The sequence below is a fragment of the Rhodoferax sp. genome (genome assembly GCF_037143375.1).
Taxonomy (GTDB): Bacteria; Pseudomonadota; Gammaproteobacteria; order Burkholderiales; family Burkholderiaceae_C; genus Rhodoferax.
In genome coordinates, this window is the sequence record NZ_JBAWYV010000047.1 from 1 (window position 1) to 24,261 (window position 24,261).

General features: G+C 54.9%; 26 protein-coding genes. 15 read left to right on the forward strand and 11 right to left on the reverse strand.

Annotated features, from left to right (window positions below):
- Positions 1-878 (reverse strand): excinuclease ABC subunit UvrC (locus WCG50_RS09230; RefSeq protein WP_336899305.1); only part of this gene is annotated, 878 nt, incomplete at its 3' end.
- 26 nt (positions 879-904) lie between these two features.
- Between WCG50_RS09230 and earP the strand changes: the two genes are divergently transcribed.
- From earP to WCG50_RS09250, 4 genes are all read left to right on the forward strand, one after another.
- On the forward strand, positions 905-2,017 hold the full coding sequence (gene earP / locus WCG50_RS09235; RefSeq protein ID WP_336899306.1) for an elongation factor P maturation arginine rhamnosyltransferase EarP: 1,113 nt from the start codon (positions 905-907) through the stop codon (positions 2,015-2,017).
- A 90-nt stretch (positions 2,018-2,107) separates the two neighbouring features.
- Positions 2,108-2,662, forward strand: a complete 555-nt coding sequence (gene efp, locus WCG50_RS09240; RefSeq protein ID WP_336899307.1) for an elongation factor P — start codon at positions 2,108-2,110, stop codon at positions 2,660-2,662.
- 208 nt (positions 2,663-2,870) lie between these two features.
- Positions 2,871-4,400, forward strand: coding sequence for a thymidine phosphorylase family protein (locus tag WCG50_RS09245; protein ID WP_336899330.1), 1,530 nt, complete (start codon positions 2,871-2,873; stop codon positions 4,398-4,400).
- Positions 4,400-5,314: a ribose-phosphate pyrophosphokinase gene (locus WCG50_RS09250; protein ID WP_336899308.1), complete on the forward strand. Its 915-nt coding sequence runs from the start codon at positions 4,400-4,402 to the stop codon at positions 5,312-5,314. The genes WCG50_RS09245 and WCG50_RS09250 overlap by 1 nt, the downstream gene beginning before the upstream one ends.
- Before the next feature lie 10 nt (positions 5,315-5,324).
- Here the strand turns inward: WCG50_RS09250 and WCG50_RS09255 are convergent, their stop codons facing one another.
- Entirely contained in the window at positions 5,325-6,716 is a 1,392-nt protein-coding gene (locus WCG50_RS09255) for an AMP-binding protein (protein ID WP_336899309.1), read from the reverse strand.
- Positions 6,717-6,911: 195 nt separating this feature from the next.
- Here WCG50_RS09255 and rpsT point away from each other — a divergent pair, with 195 nt between their 5' ends.
- Positions 6,912-7,214: a 30S ribosomal protein S20 gene (gene rpsT / locus WCG50_RS09260; protein WP_336899310.1), complete on the forward strand. Its 303-nt coding sequence runs from the start codon at positions 6,912-6,914 to the stop codon at positions 7,212-7,214.
- A 144-nt stretch (positions 7,215-7,358) separates the two neighbouring features.
- Here the strand turns inward: rpsT and WCG50_RS09265 are convergent, their stop codons facing one another.
- Positions 7,359-7,670: a DUF3579 domain-containing protein gene (locus tag WCG50_RS09265; protein WP_336899311.1), complete on the reverse strand. Its 312-nt coding sequence runs from the start codon at positions 7,668-7,670 to the stop codon at positions 7,359-7,361.
- 243 nt (positions 7,671-7,913) lie between these two features.
- Between WCG50_RS09265 and WCG50_RS09270 the strand changes: the two genes are divergently transcribed.
- Genes WCG50_RS09270 through kynU form a run of 3 tightly spaced genes read left to right on the forward strand, consistent with a single transcriptional unit; the run spans position 7,914 to position 11,427 of the window.
- Complete coding sequence (locus tag WCG50_RS09270) at positions 7,914-9,158, forward strand: aspartate aminotransferase family protein (RefSeq protein WP_336899312.1); 1,245 nt, start codon at positions 7,914-7,916, stop codon at positions 9,156-9,158.
- Between the two features lie 39 nt (positions 9,159-9,197).
- Positions 9,198-10,106, forward strand: coding sequence for an ornithine carbamoyltransferase (argF, locus tag WCG50_RS09275; protein ID WP_336899313.1), 909 nt, complete (start codon positions 9,198-9,200; stop codon positions 10,104-10,106).
- A gap of 22 nt (positions 10,107-10,128) precedes the next feature.
- Positions 10,129-11,427: a kynureninase gene (kynU, locus tag WCG50_RS09280; RefSeq protein WP_336899314.1), complete on the forward strand. Its 1,299-nt coding sequence runs from the start codon at positions 10,129-10,131 to the stop codon at positions 11,425-11,427.
- Positions 11,428-11,520: 93 nt separating this feature from the next.
- Here kynU and WCG50_RS09285 read toward each other — a convergent pair whose 3' ends face one another.
- From WCG50_RS09285 to WCG50_RS09300, 4 genes are all read right to left on the reverse strand, one after another.
- A complete protein-coding gene (locus tag WCG50_RS09285) occupies positions 11,521-12,699 on the reverse strand; it encodes an FAD-dependent monooxygenase (protein WP_336899315.1) in 1,179 nt (392 codons plus the stop codon).
- Between the two features lie 99 nt (positions 12,700-12,798).
- Positions 12,799-15,246 carry an ATP-binding protein gene (locus tag WCG50_RS09290; protein WP_336899316.1) on the reverse strand — a complete coding sequence of 816 codons (2,448 nt, stop codon included), beginning with the start codon at positions 15,244-15,246 and terminating at the stop codon, positions 12,799-12,801.
- Between the two features lie 116 nt (positions 15,247-15,362).
- Positions 15,363-15,875 (reverse strand): hypothetical protein, encoded by a 513-nt coding sequence (locus WCG50_RS09295; RefSeq protein ID WP_336899317.1) that lies wholly within the window; start codon positions 15,873-15,875, stop codon positions 15,363-15,365.
- 63 nt (positions 15,876-15,938) lie between these two features.
- Positions 15,939-17,126, reverse strand: coding sequence for a PLP-dependent aminotransferase family protein (locus tag WCG50_RS09300; RefSeq protein ID WP_336899318.1), 1,188 nt, complete (start codon positions 17,124-17,126; stop codon positions 15,939-15,941).
- Between the two features lie 68 nt (positions 17,127-17,194).
- On the opposite strand from WCG50_RS09300, the gene WCG50_RS09305 reads away from it, so the two are divergent.
- The 3 genes from WCG50_RS09305 (at position 17,195) to WCG50_RS09315 (ending at position 19,859) form a co-directional block, all read left to right on the forward strand.
- Positions 17,195-18,001: an HDOD domain-containing protein gene (locus WCG50_RS09305; RefSeq protein ID WP_336899319.1), complete on the forward strand. Its 807-nt coding sequence runs from the start codon at positions 17,195-17,197 to the stop codon at positions 17,999-18,001.
- Positions 17,998-18,639: an endonuclease III gene (nth, locus tag WCG50_RS09310; RefSeq protein WP_336899320.1), complete on the forward strand. Its 642-nt coding sequence runs from the start codon at positions 17,998-18,000 to the stop codon at positions 18,637-18,639. Before WCG50_RS09305 ends, nth begins: the two co-directional genes overlap by 4 nt.
- A gap of 83 nt (positions 18,640-18,722) precedes the next feature.
- Positions 18,723-19,859 carry a diguanylate cyclase gene (locus WCG50_RS09315; protein WP_336899321.1) on the forward strand — a complete coding sequence of 379 codons (1,137 nt, stop codon included), beginning with the start codon at positions 18,723-18,725 and terminating at the stop codon, positions 19,857-19,859.
- Positions 19,860-19,880: 21 nt separating this feature from the next.
- Here the strand turns inward: WCG50_RS09315 and WCG50_RS09320 are convergent, their stop codons facing one another.
- Positions 19,881-20,426, reverse strand: coding sequence for a histidine phosphatase family protein (locus WCG50_RS09320; RefSeq protein ID WP_336899322.1), 546 nt, complete (start codon positions 20,424-20,426; stop codon positions 19,881-19,883).
- Positions 20,423-21,277, reverse strand: coding sequence for an adenosylcobinamide-GDP ribazoletransferase (locus tag WCG50_RS09325; protein WP_336899323.1), 855 nt, complete (start codon positions 21,275-21,277; stop codon positions 20,423-20,425). The genes WCG50_RS09320 and WCG50_RS09325 overlap by 4 nt, the downstream gene beginning before the upstream one ends.
- Positions 21,278-21,545: 268 nt before the next feature.
- On the opposite strand from WCG50_RS09325, the gene WCG50_RS09330 reads away from it, so the two are divergent.
- On the forward strand, positions 21,546-22,241 hold the full coding sequence (locus tag WCG50_RS09330) for a hypothetical protein (RefSeq protein WP_336899324.1): 696 nt from the start codon (positions 21,546-21,548) through the stop codon (positions 22,239-22,241).
- Here WCG50_RS09330 and WCG50_RS09335 read toward each other — a convergent pair whose 3' ends face one another.
- Positions 22,242-22,439: a hypothetical protein gene (locus tag WCG50_RS09335; RefSeq protein WP_336899325.1), complete on the reverse strand. Its 198-nt coding sequence runs from the start codon at positions 22,437-22,439 to the stop codon at positions 22,242-22,244.
- A gap of 340 nt (positions 22,440-22,779) precedes the next feature.
- Here WCG50_RS09335 and WCG50_RS09340 point away from each other — a divergent pair, with 340 nt between their 5' ends.
- The 3 genes from WCG50_RS09340 to WCG50_RS09350 are packed head-to-tail and all read left to right on the forward strand — an operon-like array spanning position 22,780 to position 23,423.
- Positions 22,780-22,971, forward strand: a complete 192-nt coding sequence (locus tag WCG50_RS09340; RefSeq protein ID WP_336899326.1) for a hypothetical protein — start codon at positions 22,780-22,782, stop codon at positions 22,969-22,971.
- 33 nt (positions 22,972-23,004) lie between these two features.
- Positions 23,005-23,154, forward strand: coding sequence for a hypothetical protein (locus WCG50_RS09345; protein WP_336899327.1), 150 nt, complete (start codon positions 23,005-23,007; stop codon positions 23,152-23,154).
- On the forward strand, positions 23,154-23,423 hold the full coding sequence (locus tag WCG50_RS09350) for a hypothetical protein (RefSeq protein ID WP_336899328.1): 270 nt from the start codon (positions 23,154-23,156) through the stop codon (positions 23,421-23,423). The genes WCG50_RS09345 and WCG50_RS09350 overlap by 1 nt, the downstream gene beginning before the upstream one ends.
- 420 nt (positions 23,424-23,843) lie before the next feature.
- On the opposite strand, the gene WCG50_RS09355 is transcribed toward WCG50_RS09350, so the two are convergent.
- Positions 23,844-24,261: hypothetical protein (locus WCG50_RS09355; protein WP_336899329.1), on the reverse strand; the 418-nt coding region annotated here is incomplete at its 5' end.

A 24,261-nucleotide genomic window follows, 5' to 3' on the forward strand; every position in this document is an offset into this window, starting at 1 on the left:
ACCGCCAAAATATCCACGTCGCGGTCCGACACGTTGTCCACCGACTGCTGATGCAGCACATTCGACAAGGCCGCCACCTGGTTGCGCAACTCAGCCGCCTGTTCAAACTCCAGCCGATCAGCGTGCGCCATCATGCGGGCCTCCAGCGCGTCCATCACCTGGCGTGCATCGCCACGCAAAAACCGCTCGGCATTCGCCACGTCCTGCGCATAGTCGGTCGCCGAAATGTGCCCGACACACGGCGCCGAACAGCGCTTGATCTGGTACAGCAAGCAGGGACGGGTGCGGTTATTGAACACCGGGTCTTCACAGGTGCGTAGACGAAACACCTTCTGCATCAGCAAAATAGCTTCTTTAACCGCCCAGGCGCTTGGGTAGGGGCCGAAATAATGGTGCTTTTTTTCAACCGCACCCCGGTAATAAGACACCCTGGCAAAACTTGAACTGGCATTTGAATCCGGCGCTGCGCCAGCAGGCACCCCCGTCATCTTCAAATACGGGTAACTCTTGTCATCCCGAAACAGAATGTTGTACTTGGGGTTGAGCGTCTTGATGAGGTTGTTTTCCAACAGCAGCGCTTCGGCTTCGGAGCGCACCACCGTGGTCTCTAAACGCACGATTTTGCTCACCATGTGGCCGATACGCGTGCCGCCATGGTTTTTCTGAAAATAGCTCGACACCCGCTTTTTCAGGTTGATGGCCTTGCCGACATAAAGCACCGCACCCTCAGCATCAAAGTAGCGATAGACGCCGGGTAGCGGTGGCAGGCTCGCCACATCGCTGAGCAATTGCTCGGGGTGTTTTGGCGGAATGGCGGACGCATCGGAAGTCGCAGTCAAGGGCGACTCTTTCGGATTGGATTCAGGCAAAACAGGCATAGGTGCGTATTGTGGACAATCCCGGGGTGAAAACAGGAAACCTTTGGGACATCTTTTGCCGGGTCGTCGACAACTACGGCGACATTGGCGTGTGCTGGCGGCTGGCGCAAGGCTTGGCCCAGCGGGGTGAGCGGGTGCGTTTGTGGGTGGATGATGCCAGCGCATTGGACTGGATGTGCCCTCAGGGCGCGCCCCAGATCGAGGTCCGGCGTTGGACGGCGCCACTTCAGATGGAGAATTTGGTGGTGGGCGATTTTCTGGTCGAAGCCTTCGGTTGCGAAATAGCTCCTGAATTCATAGCTGCTTACGCAAGTAGAACGGGGGCTAGAGGCCTAAAAGGCTTATGGATTAACCTGGAATACCTGAGCGCTGAAAAATTTGTTGAACGCAGCCACGGCCTGCCCTCCCCGGTCATGAGCGGCCCTGGCGCGGGATTGACGAAACATTTTTTCTACCCAGGATTCACTGCTGCAACCGGCGGTTTGCTGCGTGAACCGGATCTGGCTGAGCGGCAGTTACGGTTTGACCGGACCGCCTGGTTACAGCAAATGGGTGTTGAATTTCAAGGCGAGCGCCTGATGTCCCTGTTTTGCTACGAACCCACGGCGTTGGGTGAGCTACTGGACCAACTGGCCACGGACCTTCGCCCCACCCGGCTGCTAGTCACCTCCGGTCGGGCCGCGGCCGCCGTCAAGGCTTGTATTGAGCATAAAAATGACCTCCAGCCCTTATGGAACGGTAGTGAGCAGCTATCATTTTCATATTTACCTGCGCTGACGCAGCGTGATTTCGACCATCTACTGTGGAGCTGCGACCTGAACTTTGTCCGGGGCGAGGACTCGTTGGTGCGCGCCATCTGGGCGAATAAACCATTTGTATGGCACATTTATCCGCAACAGGACAACGCCCATCACGACAAGCTTGACGCTTTTCTCGACTGGCTGAAGGCGCCGCCTTCGCTGCGAACCTTTCATCATGTCTGGAACGGCATGCCCGAAATCCATGGCCCTAAGCCAATAGATTTGCCCCCGATTCAACTTGAAGCCTGGCAACAAACCGTGAGCGAAGCCCGGGCCCTTCTGTTGCAGCAAGATGACTTGGTCAGCCAACTCCTTCAATTCGCTTTAAAAAACCACTAAAATTCAAGGCTTTGCGAAATCTAACCAGATATCTGTCTGGTCCAAGTCGCTCTCACCGCTGGATAAGCGGCCAACCTTCACACTATCGCTATGAAAACCGCTCAAGAAATTCGCGCCGGCAACGTCATCATGCACGGCAAAGACCCTATGGTCGTCCTCAAGGCTGAATACAGCCGCGGTGGCCGCAACTCCGCCACAGTGCGCATGAAGCTCAAAAGCCTGATCGCAAACTTCGGTACCGAAGTCGTGTTCAAGGCCGACGACAAGATGGACCAAGTCGTTCTGGACAAGAAAGATTGCACTTACTCTTACTTTGCTGAACCCATGTACATCTGCATGGACGAAGAGTTCAACCAGTACGAAGTCGAAGCAGAAAACATGGGCGACGCGCTCAACTACCTCGAAGACGGCATGGAACTCGAAGTTGTGTTCTACGACGAAAAAGCCATTTCGGTCGAACTGCCCACCAGCGTTGTGCGCGAAATCACTTGGACTGAGCCCGCTGTCAAAGGCGACACCTCTGGCAAGGTACTTAAGCCCGCCAAGATCGCCACCGGTTTTGACATCGGCGTGCCAATTTTTGTGGCCCAAGGCGACAAGGTCGAAATCGACACCCGCACCGGCGAATACAAAAAGCGCGTCTAAACGCTTGACTCCTGAGAGGTACGGCTCGTACCTCTGAGAACAAAAAGGCTTCCTCGTGAAGCCTTTTTTTGGCCTGTTCACCCTGCTTATTGGGATTTATGGCTAGACCCAAGACTTAGAACAGGTGTAGGCTATTGGCATGAGCAATAACCCTGAAGAGCGGCCTGCCACAAACGCCGATCAAGCTATTCAAATACCCGACTCCAATCTGGCACTGCGCCGGGTGGCTATTGATACTTACCGCGAAAACGTGGCCTACCTGCACCGGGACTGCGCGGTTTACCGGGCAGAAGGGTTCCAGGCACTCTCCAAAGTCGAAGTTCGGGCCAATGGACGACGCATTCTGGCCACGGTCAATGTGGTGGACGACGAGGCATTGGTGGGTTGCCATGAGTTGGGGCTGTCTGAAGACGCCTTCCTGCAACTCAATGTGAGCGATGGCCACACCGCCTCGGTGTCCCAGGCTGAGCCGCCGGAATCGATTGACGCGCTGCACCGAAAAATTTCCGGTGAGCGCTTGAACCGGGATGATTATCGAAACATCATTCGTGATATAGCCGAATTACGCTATTCCAAAATCGAGTTAACAGCCTTTGTCGTGGCCACCCAACGGGATGAACTCGACCGCGAAGAGGTTTACTTTCTGACCGAGGCCATGGTAGCCAGTGGCCGCAAGCTCGACTGGCACGATCCTTTGGTGGTCGACAAACACTGCATCGGCGGCATCCCCGGTAACCGGACCTCCATGTTGGTGGTGCCGATCGTGGCTGCCCACGGTCTGCTTTGCCCCAAGACGTCATCCCGCGCGATCACTTCGCCAGCTGGCACGGCTGACACCATGGAAGTTCTGGCCAACGTGGAACTGCCATTTGAGCAGTTGGCCGACATCGTCCGCGATCACCGGGCTTGTCTGGCATGGGGCGGAACAGCGAATTTATCCCCGGCGGACGATGTCCTGATTTCGGTCGAGCGCCCCTTGGCCATTGACTCGGCGGGGCAAATGGTGGCCTCCATCCTCTCCAAAAAAATTGCCGCGGGCTCTACTCATCTGGTGCTCGACATCCCCATTGGACCCACCGCCAAAGTGAGGTCGATGCCTGAGGCGCAACGCCTGCGCCGATTGTTTGAGTACGTTGCGGGACGAATCCACTTGTCATTGGATGTTGTCATCACCGATGGACGACAGCCTATCGGCAACGGCATTGGCCCGGTACTCGAGGCACGCGATGTGATGCGCGTTTTGGAAAATGACCCGCGCGCACCCAATGACTTGCGGCAAAAATCTCTTCGACTGGCAGGTCGGCTGATTGAATGCAACCCCGATGTTCGAGGAGGCGATGGTTTTGGCATCGCGCGGGATATTCTCGACTCCGGCCGTGCGCTGAGCAAGATGAACGCCATTCTTGCAGCACAGGGCCAAAAACTGTTCGATCACAACAACCCCCAACTCGGCTCATTAACTTTTGACGTCTTGGCCACTGATGCAGGCGTGGTAACAGCTATCGACAACCTGCAGATTGCGCGCATAGCCCGACTGGCTGGCGCCCCCAAAGTGATTGGTGCGGGGGTGGACCTATTTCGAAAGCTGGGGGACGTTGTTTCTATGGGCGATGTGATGTACCGGGTACATGCCGGGTTTCAGAGTGACCAGATCTTTGCCCGCCAGGCCAGCGGCAAATCAACCGGTTACACCCTCGGGCGCGCTGATGAAGTTCCTCATGTTTTTGTGGAATTCTGATGAAGATAAAAAGTGACGTCAAACCCCTCTTGCTGTATTTTGAAGATGAGCAAGACAGTGCCCTTCGCATCGCCAAGGCGGGTAACCTTACTCTGGCAAAAATTGAACGCCACCGATTCCCGGATGGCGAAATCAAACTACGTTTACCGGAACAGTTGCCTGAGCAGCTTGTCATCCTGCGCACGCTCAACGATCCCAATGAAAAATTGGTTGAGTTGTTATTCATCGCTCAAACGGCCCGTCAATTAGGCGCTCAACATCTCACGCTGGTGGCGCCCTATCTTGCGTACATGCGTCAGGACATCGCTTTTAATCTGGGGGAAGTTGTCAGCCAACGGGTTGTCGGAAAATTCCTGGCGGGTTTGTTTGACGCCGTGATCACCGTTGACCCTCATTTGCATCGGGTTGCCACGCTGCAAGAAGCGGTGCCCGTTACCCATGCGATCGTACTCAGCGGAGCCCCTTTGCTGTCTGATTTAATTGCGGCTAACCTGCAGAATCCATTGCTGGTGGGGCCGGATGAAGAATCAGCCCAATGGGTCGCCATGGCAGCGCAACGACATGGCTTTGACCATGCCGTTTGCCACAAGGTTCGACATGGCGATCAATCGGTGGCGGTTGATTTACCAGATATTTCAATGAAAGGTCGCCAAGTCGTTTTGCTTGACGATGTCGTCAGCACGGGCCACACAATCGCGCAGGCAACGCGATTGCTATTGGCCGCCGGTGCGACATCCGTCGATGTTGCCGTGACACATGCTCTTTTTGCAGGCAATGCATTGCAACTGATGCGCGATGCTGGCGTGGGTAAAGTCTGGAGTACCGACTGCATTTTTCATTCAAGCAATGCCGTCAGCATGGCGACAAGCATTGCAGATGCCTTGTCAATGATTCATGAAGCGACTACCTGCTGAGCCAAAAGCTTCAGTGCTGCTCAGACTTATTCAGAGCGACTATTTTTTTTGCTTTTCCACTGCGTCCCTTCGACAAGGTTTGCCCCAGCTTCACGATCAGACGAATCAGCGGCAAACCTTGCGTCACTGAAAAGTTATCCAAGGCCTTTTGGCAGCGTTGTGCCATTAATTTTCCATCTTGGCCGCGCGCCTCCAACCGCAGAACGAGCGTGGATTCATCGTGTTGAAGGAGTTGAAAACAAAAAACGGCTGCATCATCCTCAAGAACGGTCGTCAGTGCCAGCGGCAGCAATGTGACTGCTTGTCCATTGCAACCCCGCATCACCAGTGAATCATCGCGCCGTCCCTGCACCTCAATGATGGGCAGCAAAGAGCCGCAAGCACAGCATTCCGATAATACCCTGACTTGATCGCCCAAGTCATACCGAATCAGCGGCTGTACATGATTTGCAAGATTGGTCAGTAACGTGGAGTTCGAGGGCTGCCCGGGTGGCACCGGATTGCCTCGTTCATCAATCGGCTCCAGAATAAGCCAGTCAGCATTGGCATGCATTTTCCCGTGACTGCATTCCCAACCGATCAACATGAACTCAGAAGCACCATAGTTGTTGCGAACGTCACAACCCAAGGTCTGTTCAACGTGCCTGCGTACCGTATCGGTTAATGTTTCACCGCCAGTCCAAATTTCCGCGGGCTTGAATTTCAGTGATCCAAGACTGAATTCATCAGCAAGCAACGCCGCCACGGTCGGATAGGTCGCAATCACAGTGGGTGCATAGGCATTGAGTTCTTCGAGCAGTGCTGCAGGGGATTGCAATATAGAGAAGCAGCGCAGTCGTTGCGCCATGAGGGGGTTGACTTGACGCAGGCGTCGCATCGTCACGATGCTTGAAAAATGACCGCTGATGGCCCCGACAAAAGCAATGCGCTCGGACAACATCAGGGGATCAAACCACCGCTGATAGGGTCTGGGTGCGTTGCGCCGCAGTGCTTCCAGTGCGTCATAAACAGCCAACGACTGGGCGTCCTGTACAAAAATGCCGGGTTCATTGCTGGTACCAGAACTCTCCCACACCAAATATTTCCCCAGATAGGGCATCCCTATCTTTTGAGGATCAGACGTAAAAGCGCGAAGCTGGTCAAGTTTAAGTAGCGGATCGGTCACCCAGTCGTCAAACTGTGCCATCAGCTCAGAGCGTGACACGATCGGGAAATCGCTTAGAAGTGGGTGAATGGATGAATCACCAGACATACGCTCGCGGTAAAACGGTGAGTCTCTGACCGCAGTGGAAAGCAAAATATCCAACCGGCTTTTTTGCCGCGATTCAAACGAAGTCCGCCCGCAGGTCATGATATCCAGCGCAACAGAACCTAAATGAAGAGGATCAAAAACGGAAATCATGATCTTTCAAAGAGCAGAGATTTAAAAACCCATACACCCCTTTCATTCTGGATCAATCGAAGGTGATATTTCATGAAAATAACGCACTGTCACGAAGTAAACAGATAAAAGCCAGATATAAGAAAAAATGGCAAGCTCTCCTGATAGAATCGAAGGCTTTGCTGACAACATCCACAGACCCAAGGAATATTTAATATGGCATCTACCAAACCCAAGAAAAAGAACCCACGCCTTGCGTCGGGCCGTAAGCGCGTCCGTCAGGACGTCAAAATCAATGCAGCAAACACTTCCCTGCGTTCCAAGTACCGCACTGCGGTCAAGAACGTAGAAAAAGCGGTTCTTGCTGGCGACAAGGTCAAAGCGACCGAGTTGTTTGCCAAAATGCAAGCCGTGGTTGACACCGTGGCTGACAAAGGCATCTTCCACAAGAACAAGGCAGCTCGCGACAAGAGCCGCCTCTCGACCAAGGTGAAAGCCCTGGCCGCAGTAGCCGCCTGATTTCAGGCAAATCGCACGGATTAACTTTTTAAAAAGTTAATCCGCCGTTTGTAACGGGTGCGCTGTCAGCAAAAGCAAAAAAGCCGTCGCAAGACGGCTTTTTTGTGGGGGTCGTAAATTGACGCGGCGAGAACAAAAGTAATTTCAGTTGGTTTTGGGTTCAGGGGCACCCTTTGAGACCTGCAGATCGTTGTCTTTGGCAAAGTTCATGCAAAAGTCCCAGGCCATGCGGTCGTACTCGATCAAATCGGGGTGAACAATTACACACCTGACGCCGTTAACGGAAGTGGGAATGCACCAGGGCGAGTAACCCAGATGACTACCTGGCTGGGGGCCACCAGGGCGAAATTGACTCATCACGCCGGCTAGGCGCTCAGACCAGTCACTTGGACGAAATTGGCGACCTGTGAGGGTGACACCCAAAATATAGACTTCTTTGGCAGGAGTAGAAAGCATCGGGTAGAGGCCAATCAGTAGGCGCCATCGGGATGTTGCAGCGCACAAAAATTCATTCTATCTTATGTCTTATACAAGACTCTGACTGAAAATTACATTGTTAGATTGTGACTTGAAATTGTCAGAATTTCAGGGCCACGATACGCCTAGAATCACCGTTCAACGGCCCACTCTAGTTGGGCCGCTTTTCGTTTTATAAGCCAGTTTTATCCTTAACTGATTGAACCCTGGAGTTAGACACCCATGAACGCCGCCCTGCCCGCGACTGAAACTGCTGCTTCTACTTTCATTGAAGCCGCTTCGCCCCATGTGATGAATACCTACGGGCGCCTGCCGATCGCCATGTCGCACGGTCAGGGTTGCCGAGTGTGGGATATCAATGGCAAGTCGTATCTGGACGCGCTAGGCGGCATTGCGGTCAACACCTTAGGGCACAACCACCCCAAACTGGTGCCGGCCTTGCAAGATCAGATTGCCAAAATCATCCACAGTTGCAATTATTACCATGTGCCCAACCAGGAAGTACTGGCTAAAAAACTGGTTGAGTTATCGGGCATGACCAATGTGTTTTTCTGCTCCACCGGACTGGAAGCCAATGAAGCGGCCTTGAAGTTGGCACGCAAGTTTGGCCATGACAAAGGCATCGAGCGCCCCGAGATCGTGGTTTACGAGAAAGCCTTTCATGGTCGCTCGATTGCCACGCTGAGCGCCACCGGCAACCCCAAGATCCAGGTCGGGTTTGGACCGCTGGTCGAAGGATTCATCCGCGTGCCGGTCAACGACATTGAGAGCCTGAAACAAGCCACCCAAGGCAACCCGAATGTGGTGGCCGTGTTTTTTGAAGCCATCCAGGGCGAAGGCGGCGTCAACCCGATGCACATGGACTACCTCAGAGCGGTTCGCCAGTTGTGTGACGAGCGCGACTGGCTGCTGATGATTGACGAAGTGCAATGCGGCATGGGTCGCACCGGCAAATGGTTTGCCCACCAGTGGGCCGGCATTGTGCCGGACGTGATGCCGCTGGCCAAGGGGCTGGGCTCGGGCGTGCCGGTCGGTGCGGTGGTGGCAGGGCCCAAAGCGGCCCATATTTTTCAACCGGGTAACCATGGCACCACCTTTGGCGGCAACCCATTGGCCATGCGTGCCGGGGTCGAAACCATTCGCATCATGGAAGAAGAAGGCTTGCTGGAGAATGCCGCCAACGTCGGGGCACATCTCGCTGCAGAACTGGCAAAATTCCTTGCACCCGAAATGGCGACTAAAGCGGTCAAGGAGATTCGCGGCATGGGCTTGATGCTGGGCATAGACTTGGCCAAACCATGTGGCGCGCTGGTTCAACAATGTGCTGACAACGGTTTGCTCATCAGTGTGACCGCCGACACCGTGATTCGCATGGTGCCGCCGCTGATCATGACCACTGCCGAAGCCGATGAAGTGGTCCGCATTTTGTGCCCCTTGATCAAGCAACTGCTGCGCGATCCTGCCTGAAATAACAAGATTCTTCCCTGCCTTTGCCGAGAACCCGCCATGAAACATTACCTGCAATTCAGCGACCTCAATGCCAGCGACTACGCCTACCTGTTTGAGCGCGCGGCGCTGATCAAAAAGAAGTTCAAGGCCTACGAAAAGCACCAGCCCCTGGCGGATCGCACGCTGGCCATGATTTTCGAGAAAGCGTCGACCCGCACGCGGGTGAGCTTTGAGGCGGGCATGTACCAGATGGGCGGCAGCGTGGTGCACCTGACCACCGGCGACAGTCAGTTGGGCCGTGCGGAACCGATTGAGGACAGCGCCAAGGTCATCAGCCGCATGGTCGATCTGGTCATGATCCGCACCTACGAGCACACCAAGATTGAGAAATTTGCAGAGCACTCCCGTGTGCCAGTCATCAACGGCCTGACCAATGAATTTCACCCCTGCCAGATTTTGGCCGACATCTTCACTTACATCGAACACCGAGGCTCGATAGAAGGCAAAACGGTGGCTTGGGTCGGTGACGGCAACAACATGGCCAACACTTGGCTTCAGGCCAGTGAAATTTTGGGTTTCAAAGTGCATGTGAGTACGCCCGGTGGCTATGAAGTAGACCAGTCCATTGCCGGACTGCGCTCCAATGACAGCTATCAGGTGTTCAACGACCCGATGGCCGCATGCGCTGGGGCTGATCTGGTCACCACCGATGTCTGGACCAGCATGGGTTTTGAAGCCGAAAACGAAACCCGTAAAGTCGCCTTTGCCGACTGGTGCGTCGATGCCGACATGATGCGTGCGGCCAAGCCTGATGCACTCTTTATGCACTGCCTGCCAGCCCACCGGGGTGAAGAAGTGCAAGCCGATGTCATTGACGGACCCCAGTCGGTGGTCTGGGACGAAGCCGAAAACCGTCTGCACGCTCAGAAGGCATTGATGGAGTTTTTACTGCTCGGTCGACTCTGATCAACGCAAGGCGGCTTGGGTCATGAAAACGCTTTTTGATTGCCAGCAACTTGACGCGCAAGACCCGCTGCGTTCGTTGCGAACCCACTTCAGCCTGCCTGAAGGCGTGATTTACCTGGACGGTAATTCGCTCGGTGTATTACCCAAAACCGCAGCGGCGCGTGTGGCCGAAGTGGTGACCCAGGAATGGGGCCAGGGCTTGATCCGCTCCTGGAACAGTGCCGGCTGGTTCAGCCTGCCGCAGCGCCTAGGCGACAAAATTGCAGCCCTGATTGGTGCCGATGCCGGTGAAGTGGTGGCCACCGACAGCACCTCCATCAACTTGTACAAAGTGCTCAGCGCCGCACTAAATATCGCTGCACAAGATGTGCCTCAACGAAAAACAATCGTCAGCGAGCGCAGCAACTTTCCCACCGATCTCTACATCGCCGAGGCGCTTTGCCAAGAACGGGGTTACCACTTGCAGTTGGTCGAACCCGAAGCCATCGCCGCCAGTCTGACCGACCAGGTGGCCGTGCTGATGCTGACCCATGTGAACTACCGTACCGGCGCCATGCACGACATGGCAGCCCTCACAGCGCTGGCCCATCAGCAAGGCACGCTGACGGTGTGGGACCTGGCCCACAGCGCCGGTGCCGTGCCGGTCGCGCTGAAAGCTGCGGGGGCCGACTTCGCCATTGGCTGCGGTTACAAATACCTCAATGGCGGCCCCGGCGCTCCGGCGTTCGTCTGGGTCAACCCACTTCACACCGAACGCTTCTGGCAACCGCTGGCTGGTTGGTGGGGCCACGCCACCCCGTTTGAATTTACGCCGAACTACCGCCCTGCTCCCGGCATTGGCCGCTACCTGTGTGGCACGCAACCCATTTTGAGCATGGCCGCACTGGAATGCGGGCTGGATGTTTTTTCCGCCGCGCAGGCCTTGGGCGGTATGGCCGCACTGCGTACCAAGTCGCTGGCACTCACAGACTTGTTCATTGAACTGGTCGAGCAGCGTTGCCGCGGTCATGGGCTGGGACTGGCCACACCGAAGGCGCACGACCAGCGGGGCTCTCAGGTGTGCCTGACGCGAGAACATGCAAAACAAACCGGTGAGAGCTCGGGTGCCTTTGCCATTGTGCAAGCGCTGATTGCGCGCGGCGTGATTGGCGACTTTCGAGCCGGTGATGGCAATAAGCACAAAGACATCCTGCGCTTTGGTTTCACGCCGCTCTATGTGGGCTTTGAGGACGTGTGGCACGCCGTCGAACATTTAAAACAAGTGCTGGAGAGTGGCGAATGGCAGCGGCCTGAGTTCAACCAGAAACACAGCGTGACCTGAGCACGCCAAGCAATCTTAGAAATTTATACAAAATAGGCTTCTAGCCCCCGTATATACTGCGCGAGTAGCTACAAATTTAATAGCAATTTGCAACTATCTGGTGCCTCGGTACAACCACGGCAGGTCGAGCAGACGCTCTCCCATCAGCTTCATCGCGGCGTCGCGACCCCAACTCACCAGCCCGGTGGCGTGAAAAACCTTGCCGTTGCGAATGGCACCGGCCTGCACCCGCGCATTGCGCTGCCAGCGGCTTTCAGCGTAGTACTTCAAAGCGGCGGGAACGTCCAGACCGCTGTGTCCCACCGCCAAGCCCAGACATCGGGCATCTTCAATCGCCATTCCCGCACCTTGTGCCAAATACGGAAGCATCGGGTGTGCAGCATCGCCCAACAAGGCGATCCGGCCCTGCGCCTGCTCAGTGGCACTTTGCATCGGCGGGCGAATGTTCAGGCCCCACAAACGCCAGTGGTCAATAGCCTGAATCAGTTCCCGCAGCGGCGTGCAGGTCTGAGACATATAGCCTTGTAAATCAGCCGCGTTGGCGCTGTGGTCCCAATTCTGGGGATCGCCCTGGGTACGGCCATGCACGATGGCCACCACGTTGAGCCACAAACCACGGCGCACGGGGTACTGCACCACATGCATCCGGGGCCCTAGCCAGGCGGTGATCTGCTGGGAGCGCAAATGCTCGGGCAAACTGTGCTGCGGCACCATCGCCCGGTAGGCCAGATGGCCCGTGGCAAAAGGCGGGATATCTCCCAACAACTGGCGCCGCACCTGGCTCCACAGTCCATCAGCCCCCACCAGCATGTCACCGGATACCCTGCGACCTTGCGTCGTTTGCAAGGACACACCTTCTGCATGCTGCTCCAGCTCAGTCACCGAGCTGCTGAGATTCAACACGGCCGACGTTTGCTGCTGGACGGCGGCAAGCAGCAACCCTTGGAGATCTGCACGGTGAATCGTGGCATAAGGTGAGCCGTAGCGCTCAACCGCCATTGACCCAAGCCGTAACACACCCAACTCGGAGCCCGTCAATGCGTGGCGAACTTGCAGTCGTTCAGGAAAAGAGGCCACGCCTGCCAAGGCATTTTTCAGACCCCAGCTATGAAGAATTTTCACCACGTTGGGGCCGAGTTGCACGCCCGCCCCGACCTCAGAAAACTCAGCCGAGCGCTCAAACAACTCAACCTCGGTGCCCTCGCGGGAGCAGGCCAGCGCCGCGGCCAAACCACCGATACCACCGCCAATAATTAAAGTTTTTGTAACCATATTCGTTTATTGTCTCAATCACGGGAAAGCTGACCGAGCATTAACGGACTCACCTACGGCAAGCTTACTACCGACTGTCTTGTTTTGCGTTTCATTGACTCAACGGGGATGTTTACTGCCAACTTTGGGATGATCCGCCAGTTGGCAAGCTCGTCGATAGGCTTTCAAGGTTTTCTGGGCCAGACCGAGCACACTATTGGGAGCGTAACCACCGGGCGGCAATGACAAGGCACCGGCGCGCTTAAACCCCTCCATGCCTGACTCGGTGCTGGTCAACAAGGCAATGCCTTCGCTCACGTGTTCAGCGGTGTAAATATGAAAATCTCCCCGCGTCACAGCATCCACCACCGCGCGGTCCAGCATCAGGTGACGCGTATTGCGCGCCGGGATCAGCACGCCCTGGTGCCCATCCAGCCCGGCGGTTTCGCAAATCCGGAAATAACCTTCGATCTTTTCGTTGATGCCACCCACCGGCAACACTTCACCATGCTGGTTGACAGCCCCCGTCACCGCAATGCCTTGTTTGAGAGGCAAGCCAGAGAGCGACGACAGCACCACATACAACTCGGCACACGACGCCGAATCACCCTCGACGCCGTGGTATTCCTGCTCGAAAACTATCGACGCATTGAGCGCCAGCGGTGCCATGTGCGCAAACAAGGCCGACAGGTAGCTGTGCAAAATGAGTACACCCTTGTCATGAATGGGGCCGGACATTTCGACCTCACGCTCGATATTAAGCAAGCCTTCATCCCCAGCATAGGTACGCGCCGTAACCCGCACCGGAAATCCAAAACGGTAATCACCCAAATCGATCTGGGTCAGGCCATTGAGCTGGCCCGTCTTTTCGCCATGCAAGGTCATCAGGCGATCACCGTCGGTGATGGACTCCTGCAAGCGCTGGTCCGGGTAGTCATGACGCTGGCGGCGCGCTTGCAAGGCCTGCTCCACATCGGCCGCCTCCACCAAGGTGCCCGCACGCGACTGGCAAACCTGGGCACTCTCCATCACCAAACCTTCAGTGTGCGCAAAGATGGCGCTCTGGCGCAACTGGTCATCGACCTCGCGGTGCGAGTCCTCCAGCAAACGCACGACGGCCGAGGCAGAAAAATGCGGCAAACCCAGTTTGTGGCAGGCATGGGCGACAAAAACTGCCGAGGCGGCGTAAGTCTCGGCGCTGCTGGTGAAGCTCTCGGCAAAGTCCACCTTGACCCGAAAGCGCCGCGCAAACTCGGGGTCGGTTTCCTGCAATTCGTAATACTGTTCGGTCGAGCCAATCAACACAATTTTGACATCGACATCGACCGCTTCCGGCTCCAGCGACACCGCGGCCATCGGGGACAACAAAGGGCCCGGCTCTTCAATCTGCAAGCGACCGCTGCGTGAAAAACGGCGCAGCTTTTCCCACGCCAACTCGTCAGTCAGCAAGTCACGCAGGTGCAGCATCAAAAAGCCGCCATGCGCTTTGAGCAGGCTACCGGCGCGGATACGTGAGAAGTCGGTCAACAGCGCATCTTCCTGCGCCTGATATTCAATGCTGCCAAAGAGCGAGCGAAACGAGGGGTTGTTCTCGATGATCACGGGCGCGCCTGTCAAACCTTCGTTGTCCACCAGAAGGTTCACCCGGTAGCGCGTCATTAACTCGGCCAACTCTTCGAGGCGGAGGTCGTCATCTTCATCCACCGCAATGAACAAACCCAAGTTGTCGAGCACATCGCGCATCAGCTCATCAAAATAGGCACCGAGTTGAGCGGCGTCCTTGAACGGCTGCGTGATGCCGTCACGAATGGTTTGCAACTCTTGCGTCAGAAGTGGCTTGACATACTGGCGCCGCAAGGCCACTAAGCCCTCGGTCATGACCCGGTTGAGCGGCCGGGTCTGGTCCAGAAAACGCGTGATTTTGGTGCGCAACTCTTGCTCGGCTTGGTCAATCTGGTTGCGACGTTCTTTGGGCAAAGAGCGCGCCTGTGCTTCTGTCAGCGCGTGGCCTTTATCGCCCAGCAAGGTAAAAACCAGACGTCCGTTTTCCCGGTAAAGGGTGAAATTTCGCGCTTCGGCAAAGGCATCGAGTTCAGCAAACGCCTTGGATTCTTCGTCCTTGTAAGTTTTTTCGATATGGGCACTGTCAGCCTTGAAATCGGCTCCCTCCAGACGCTGTGGAATTTCTTTTTGCAGTGTTTTGCATAACTGCACCATGCACTGGCGCAACCAACGCCCCTGACCGGTGGGCAGACGAAGCGCCCGTGGTTTTTCCGGCGCATTGAAGTTGTGCAGGTAGCACAGATCAGGCGGCACGGCTCGGGTGGCGGCCACTTCGTTCATCACCTGCTGCAACAGCGATGAGCGGCCACTGCCTACCTCGCCCAGCACAAACAGGTTGTAGTCGGCTTGCCCCATGCCGAGACCAAAACGCGCAGCCGTCTGTGCCCGTGTCTGTCCGATCCAGGGCAGCGGCAGGTGCAGCAACTCGGAGGTCTCCACGAACCCGAGCGAATCGGGTGCAATCACTACGCGAAGATCGCGCGGCGTCAAATTTAATATTGTCATTTTTAGGGTCCACCAGTCTGGCTCTGGCTCAACGCGATGCCCAGGTTGTCATGCACAAGAGTTTTACTGAATTTGCCACGGGTGAATTGACATGGCGCAGCTACTTGATGCAACACTTAAAGCAGCAAGGCACCAAAGTGGCGGGCAAAAGCCTGGGTGGTTTCGGCGCTCAGGCGCTGGCCAATAAATATCTCCACGCCCCGGAGTAATTTACGCAACTCGGCTGGGTTATTACAGCGGTCAATGGCCTCACAAATCGGGGCTCCCGAACTACCCAAACGCTCTTGCACAAAGTCTGAGGCTTGCTGGCGGACTTTTTGAAATTCTTCGGGGCTGGTGGCAGGACGGGGAGGTTCAGCAGCAGTCGCCTGGGCAAAGCCGGGAGCGGCAGGCGCCATCAGAGGGGTAATGTGGTCGGTCGACTCGATGAAGCCAAATGCCTGCAAATGCGCCAGCACCCCGTCTAACTCACCCACACGCACAAAAGCACCCAGATCGTTGACGGTGCGCGAGCCATCCACCATGATCAGAACGCGTCTTTGCAAACCACTCAAGGCATCACTGCGCTCGGTGATTTCGGCACGGCCTTTTTCTGTCTTGATGTAAGTCATTCCTGCGTTGATCGTCATTTTTGGTCCATCTGAATATTGTCCGTTATCGCCCTGCTTCCTTAAAGCCTTCAACGCATTTGCTTACAAAGCTTGTCCAAGCCGACCGATGCCTTCTTCGATTTTGGCCACATCCGCTGTCGCAAAGCTCAAGCGAAAGGTCGACAAATCAGGGTCATGGGCGAAAAATGGGGCCCCCGGCACAAAGGCCACACCCTTGTCAATGGCGCGTTTGGCGAACTCGGGCGCGTGGCATGGCTGGCCTTCGGCACCCGTCAAATTAGCCCAGAAAAACATACCGCCCTGGGGTTGGGTGAACGCAATGGCGCTGCCCAATTCGCGGCGCAGCGACTCGGCCATCACACGAGCCCGGTCGGCATAGGTCTTGCGCACGACGGCCAAGGCGCCCTCCAGCCGATTCAGCGTCAGGTAGTGGGCGCAAATCGCCTGCGTCAGGTTGCTGGTGTGGGCATCGCTGAACTGCTTGCACATGGTGGCGTTGGCCAGCAAGGCGGGCGGCGCAATCAACCAGCCCACGCGCAGGCCAGGGCTCAAAATTTTGCTGAAACTGCCGCAATGCGCCAGCCAGTCGCGGCTACCGGGCACCTCATCACTCAAGGCCAGCAGACTCGGTGGTGGCGCTTGGTCAAAGTACAACTCGCCATAAGGGTCGTCTTCCACAATCAAAGTCTGGGTGCGCACGGCGATTTCCAGAATACGCTTGCGCCGCTCCAAGCTGAGCGTGGCGCCGCTGGGGTTGCCAAAGGTGGGGATCAGGTAGACCAGTTTGGGCTTGTGCTCGTCGATGAGTTGCTCCAGCTTGTCGACATCGACGCCATCGGCATCTATCGGCGCCCCAATCAGTTGGGCACCGTACAAGCGAAAGCACTGGATGGTGGCCAAAAAAGTGGGCGCTTCCACAATGACTTTGTCACCGGGTGAGATCATGGTCTTGCCGATCAAATCCAGTGCCTGCTGGCTGCCGGTGGTGACGATCAAGCCCTCGGGCGACACCGTAGCGCCCTTGTGGGCCATGAATGCGCTGATGCCTTCGCGCAGGGGCTGGAAGCCTTCGGTGGCACCGTATTGCAGCACCGGGCCGGGGTTGTTGGTCAGCACAGCGTTGCTGGATTCACGGATACCGTCCACATCAAACAGCGCTGGATCCGGAAAACCACCGGCAAAACTGATGATGCCGGGCTTGCCGAGAAGTTTGAAGAGTTCGCGGATGGCTGAGGTTTCTACATTTTTCAGGCGGTCGGCAAATTGCATGGGTTGGGCTTTCAAAAGATCGCAAATTGTCACCGATTAAACTTGGCGCCTCGTTTACAGGGGAATCCATGCACAGCCTTGACTCGTTTTTTGAGTCCATCCAATTGCCCGTCATGCCCGAGGTGGCGCATGCGCTGATCAGAACACTTAATGATGACAACGCCTCGGTGATGGAGGTGCGCAACATCATTGCCCAAGACCCTGTTCTGAGCGCCCAACTGCTGCGACTGGCCAACAGCGCCCACTTTGGCTTGCCGCGCGGCGTTGGCACACTCGACGAAGCAATCGCGATGGTAGGAATGGCGCAAGTTCGCTCGCTGTCGTTGTGCACCTGCATCAGTGCGGCCCTCCCGACCCTGCCCGGCCTCAACCGCACCGCGTTCTGGCAAAGCAACATGGCCTGTGCCGGTTACGCCCAATGGCTGGCCAGCAAATTGGGCATGGATGCCCAGCAAGCCTGGCTCACCGGCATGATGCTGCGCCTGGGCGAGTTGCTGATCGGCCAGGCCGACCCAGAGTTGCTCCGGGAAATCGAAAAACTGCCGCACCAGCCCGGCGTCCGGTGGGAGCGTGAAACGCGGCTGACGGGGTTTACCGAAGGTCAAATTACCGCCGAACTAGCCCGCCGCTGGAATTTTCCGATGCAAATCGTGCAGGCGTTGCAACGCTCATCTGATCCACTCACCGAGCAGGCTTTTTCCCGGTTAGGTTCGGTCGTGCATCTGGCCAGTTTGCTGGCCGACATGCCTTACAGCGGCCCGGACATGATCGACGCCTTGCCGCAAGAGGTGATGGACTCCTTTCAGGTCGATGTGCAATGGATGCGCGATGATTTTCCACCCGCTGAGTCTTTTGTGGACCTGGCCATCGCATGAAACCCGCTGCCATTGTTTCTTTTTTCGCCACCTTGCAAGCGGCCAATCCGCATCCCCAAACAGAGCTTGAATACAGCTCGGTGTTTGAGTTGCTGGCCGCCGTGCTGCTGTCAGCCCAGGCCACCGATGTGGGTGTCAACAAGGCCACACGCCGACTCTTCGTGGTGGCCAACACGCCGCAAAAAATCCTGGATTTGGGCCTGGAATGGCTAGAGAGCTATATCAAGACCATTGGCCTGTACCACTCCAAAGCCAAGCACCTGATGCAAACCTGCCAGATATTGGTGGAACAGCACGCCAGCGTGGTACCGAGAACGCGTGAAGCACTGGAAGCCCTGCCCGGCGTCGGCCGCAAAACAGCCAATGTCGTGCTGAATGTGGCGTTTGGCGAGGCCACCATGGCGGTGGACACCCACCTTTTCCGGCTCGGCAACCGCACGGGGTTGGCGCCCGGAAAAACCCCGCTGGCGGTTGAACTCAAACTGCTCAAGCGCATACCGCCCGAGTACCTGGTAGATGCGCACCACTGGTTGATATTGCATGGCCGCTACATCTGCCAGGCGCGTAAACCGCTGTGTTGGCAATGCGGCGTAAGTGCGTTTTGCGACTTCAAAGATAAAACCAAGTCACCTGTTTGACCGATATTTTTCGGTGCTTGCGGCGACAGCATTGTTATATTGCAATGCAATAATTGACCTATGTCTAGTTTCCATCCCGAATCATGAGATCCCTTGACCCCGGAACCATCATTCTGTTAAGCGGCATCATGTGCGGCTTGATGTCACTGGTTTTGTACTCTCTCAAGCGCAATTACCCTAGTTCCATCAAAGGACTCGGGGAATGGTCTGCCGGCCTGCTGATTGCATTTTTTGGCACCTTGCTGGCGACAGCCTACGGGCAACTTCCGATCTTTTTCACCATCTTTTTAACCCGCCTGATGCTTGCATCGGCGCTTTATCTGATTTATGTGGGCAGCCAGCGATTCTTTGGTGTCACACCCCAAATTCGCCCTTGGTTGCTGCTCATCGCGGCCATGATGCTGGCTCAGGCATGGTTCACTTTTGTCGAACCCAGTTTTCGCATTCGCCTGGCTTTGTCCAATGTGCTGGCCGCCTACCTGTTTAGTTGTCACGCGCATTTGGTGTTCAAACAAGGCGCCCAAACTTTTGCCCGTATCCTGACACTGGCCGTGTTGTTGGTCATGGCATTGATACAAGTCGTCCGCCTGGTGACCGCTTTCTTCTGGCCAGTCGGACAGGATATTTTCGACAAGTCGCCGGTTCAATTGATCTATGTTGGCAGTTTTGTGTTTTGTATTTTGTTGTTCTCGATCAGTACCGTGTTGTTGGCCTCGGAGCGTCTGCACTCTGAACTGGAACACCTGGCCTCGCATGACTCGCTCACCAACACCTTGACGCGCAGGTCCATGAACGAGGGGTGTGAAAAAGAGCTGGAGCGTTGCCGCCGGTATGGCCGCAACATGGCCTTGATGCTCATGGACCTGGACCATTTCAAGCGGATCAACGATAACCATGGCCACCAAGTTGGCGACCGGGTACTCGTCAACTTTGTTACCCAGGCCAAGAATTTGCTACGACTGCCCGACCAACTGGGTCGCTTTGGGGGTGAAGAATTCATCGTGATGCTCCCCGACACCGCCCTGGAAGATGCGATGTTGGTCGCCGAACGCATTCGCGAAGGCTGTGCCCAAGTGACCCAAGGCCCGAACTGCACCGTGAGCATTGGCGTCACCACTTACCTCCATGAGAAAGATACCGTGGACTCCCTACTGGCGCGGGCGGATGCTGCCTTGTACCGGGCCAAGGCCAACGGTCGCAACCGGACCGAGACGGCCTGAGACGACCCCGGCAAGGTCGAATCAGAGCGTCATTTCACAGTTTTCGCCGAACGCCGGTGCCGCAATCGGCCACTGCGCCGCATCGTAAACTTGGCGCACCCCTTTGACCAACAAACTGGCCGCGCGAATTACGCCAGCATGGGTGATCCAGACCGTGTCGCGCCCGGCCAGTTGCGTTTCGTCCCAAACGCGGGCCACGCGCTGCATGAATTCATGAACACTCTCAACGCCACCAAAACGGTAAGCACCAAAGTCTGCCGTCCAGCGGTCATAGTCGGCTTGATCAATGGCATCCCAGCGCTGGCCTTCCCAGCAACCGAAATCCATCTCGGCCAGACGCGCATCAGTTTTATAAGCCAAATCAGGCCGCAGCCCCCGTAGGCACTGCGCGAGCTGCTCACATCTTTGTAGCGGCGACGTGACGATTTGAAGTCCCAAGGGCAAGCACCCTGACAAGGCCTGGGCCGCTGCCAGCGTCGTCAAGGTGTCGGATGGCACATCGGTACGGCCGTAACAAATGCCGTGTTCGATCAGGGGTTGCGCATGGCGCGCCAGCCAGAGCTTCATAGGCTAAGGGCCAGCCCGAGGTAAAACGCGATCTCACAGACCTGTTGAGTTGTCCCCAGACAGTCGCCCGTAAAACCTTGAAGGCGTGTCCAGAACCAGCGCCACATCACCCCAAAAGCCAGCGCCGAGGCCCCCAGCGCACCCGCCAGTGCCTTCAACAAGGGCAGCAAGTCGTCATCAACAGCTATGATATTCATAGCTACTTGTGCATACACAGCAAGGGCTAGTGCCATAAAACACCATATAAATGCGACACCCAGGCTGCCAGCGGCGATTTGATCTGCCAGCGGTTTTGATTTGGAGCCCGCCGCATCGCCCACATGCGGCATGAAGCGAATCAGCAGCAAGGGCCAAGTGCGTGACACCACATGCGCCCAAAACAGCGCCAAACACATCAGCAAACTGCTGACCGACCCCAGCAAGGCCAGCAAAGACACCTTGGTCAGCAGCGCAAGCACCACGGCGATGGCACCAAAAGCCCCTACGCGCGAGTCTTTCATGATGATCAGTGCGCGTTCGCGGTCCAAGCTACCGCCCAAGCCATCGGCCACATCGGCCAGGCCGTCTTCGTGAAAAGCGCCGGTGATCAGCACCCCCAAAGCCGTGCCCAGCGCCGCCACCACCAGCGGGCTGTAGCCGCCATCGGGCAATCCAAGCAGCAACAGGGCCGAAAAAGCACTGACCAAACCGCCGACCAACCAGCCGACGCCCGGAAAATGCGCGGCACTAGCACGCAGCATGGCTGGGCTGTAACCGACCCAATCGGCCAGACGCCCCGTGACCGGGATTCGGGTGAAGAACTGCACCGCCAACAGGTAATGACGAATGAACTGCTGTAAAAAATGAGGCATAAACAAGCGGTAGAACGAGGCGAATAATCCTGCGGCAAACGCGGCAGTGACAGACTCAGAGTATGCCTTGGCCCTCTACTAACAATAAGGTTAAGTTCGCCAAAATACAAAGAATTCGTCTACTTGAGCGGATTTATAAACGCAATGAGTTTTTGATTTCAAGTCATCACCCGCTGCGTGAGACTCACGGCCATTAAATGCTGGTGATTGTGTCTCTTGGTGCCTCTGAAGCCGATTAAAAACTTTTCATAAGATATACACATGAAACATGTTTATTAACGATCAGGAATATGCAGATGAAAAGAGAGTTGATTTTTTTATTGCTTTAAGCAGCATTTTTGTATCGGGTTGCGTCACAAACCAAAGTTCTAAAACTTTACAGGAAAATTCAAATATTTCCTCGGCGCCAGCTCATACTCCAGTAAACGCAATTACTCCTGTAAATAACAAATTGGCTGCAACTCCAGCAGCGAAGATTGAATCTCAGCCTAAAGCGGCTATTAAAGACGACATTTTTATTGCTGATAATCGTAAGGAATCTACTGGTCTATTGGGTAAGACGGTTACTGCCAAGAATAAATATAGCAAAACCTTAGGCACCAAGATTGATCATTACAACAGCTATGCTACAACCGGCGTTTACACCAAGTTTGTCTTTCCAGAAAAAACAAATGTCGTTTATCTTTTTCCAGAAAAGAGAAACAAAAGCAAGGGAATTTTTGCATTTGTTAAAGAAGAAAAAAAAACAGCTTACTTTATAGATATTATTGAAATCAACATTCCTAAAGGCTATTTGCTGGGTACTGATAATTGCAATATTGGTGTTATTGGTTTATTTAAAGATATTTACCAGGTTGGTGGACATAAGAAACCAGAAAAAGCTTGGACAATTGTTAACGGAAGGTTTATTCCAATGACTAATTTCAGCAAAATGGAATGTGAAGATAACTCAAGTGGCGATTGATTATTTGATTGACTGATCCATCGCATCAATCAGAGTTTGGGTGATTTCCAAATAAACAGCGTCCCGGCGCGACTCAGGCACCCGCATGAGTAGCTTGCCCAGCGTGGCCAAGCGGATATCCAAGCTCTGATCGTTGACGATGGTATTTGCTGTCATTGCCGCCAGCATGGTGCGATTTTTAATACTTCTAAGGCTCATGAAATAATTCCTTGAATAAGCTTTTGCAACTCAGCGACCTGGGATGGGTCAATTTTTTTTGGCGCCTGTTTTCCCTAACAACAAGTCCAAAAATTTACTCACAAAGTACGAAAACCAATCCTATTGCTTTCCGTACTATTTCCATACAGGCAATAAAAAAGCACCTAGCGTTTCCGCTAAGTGCTTGAAATCTTTGAAGATTTTGGTGGGCGATGCAAGTTTCGAACTTGCGACCCCTGCAGTGTGAAGGAGGAAGTACCCTCCGCAAAGCCACTAGGCATGCGGGTTTCGGCTGACTATGTCAGTCTTTTATGTCAGCTTTTACTTAGAGAACCTTCCCATGCTACTTTACAAAACCACATGCACCGACAACTTCGGCAAACTGTTCACCCGCTACCAAGGCAGCCAGACCGAGTCCAGCAAGGCCCGCACCGCGCTCAAGAAGGACGGCTACAAGCCCGAGACCCAAACCATCGAGGTGCCCACCAACAAGTCTGGGCTGCTGGAGTGGTTGAACGCGAACGCGGCGTAAGATGGAGGGCTACAAACAAATCAGGAGGAAGCCATGAACGCAGTCTTTGAACTCGTGTTTATGCTGTTCAATGCGGTCGTTGGACTGGTACTGTTCGCGTTCACCGTGATCATGTGGCCGGTCACGATCCTCTTCAGGTTCTGCTGTCGCGTCGTGTACGCGTTCCAGACCTGGGGGAAATAATGCAATCAAACTTCCTTCTCGGCGCACTCAGGCTCACGGAGCCTGCCCGTATGGCGTTGAAGCGTCAACCGTATGACCTAGTCTGTCGGCACGCTATTAACGATCACGGGAACATCACCAAGCGCGAGCAGGACATGAACGACGCCAGCATGAAGACGCTGGGGCCAATCATGTCGCGCTACAAGTCTGACCCCACAGACCCGCGTTCACCGAACGTGCTCATCATCACCAAGGACACTTGGTCTGAAACTCTCATCACTCTCGAGTGATCCACCACCGGCTTCGAGCCGGTTTTCTTCTGCACGCTAGACGTGCTTTTCTTCTGCATTCACATGCCGGTTATGGGGCGCGGGGAGAAGGGCAAAAGCGTAAGAATGCTATCAATATGTGAGCAAAATCGACGTTTTTATCGGCTTCTTAATTTCTGCCGACGTGTGGATATAAAACAACACTTTTGAAGTGTTATGGTGTAAGGCAAAAGTGCTCGTACAAGGCTCTCTTATCTACTTCTTACACTATTACACTTTTACACTTCTAAAATTGAAGTTAGAGAATAGTGTAAGGGTAGTAAATAGAATCTCTATATAGAGTTTCAGCCATAAAAAGTAATGAGTGTAAGTGCCCATAAAACGACGTTTGTGCTCCAAATGTGAGCGACGCCCACATCGCTGTGAACGTCGCTCGTTTGATTAAAGTACGTCGCTTTCTAATTCAAGGAAGTCATCGTTGAGGTTGACCATGGCTTCGTCAGGCAGTTTGCATTTCTGCAACTTGCTTTCGTTCACCGCGACCATCTTGCGTGTGATCGGTTTGTCATCGACGTCATTGGTTGCACTGTCTGGCACGAAGCCGTACATGAACTCTGCGTAGTTCGCGTAGCGCGAGCTGTTGAGCATCGCCTTGAACTGGACGTCGAAGTCTCGCAGTACGTTCTTGGTACCGGTGGCGGTCAGCGCCTTATCGTTGTTGGACGACTTGTCGTTGTAGTCTCTGCGTGAGAGCAAAGCCTCTTTGATGCTATCGACTTTGCCACGCATGTTCTCAATCGCTCCGATCTGTGTGCGGATGTCCAGCTCGTGGAATTCGCATTCATCTTGGATGCTCATG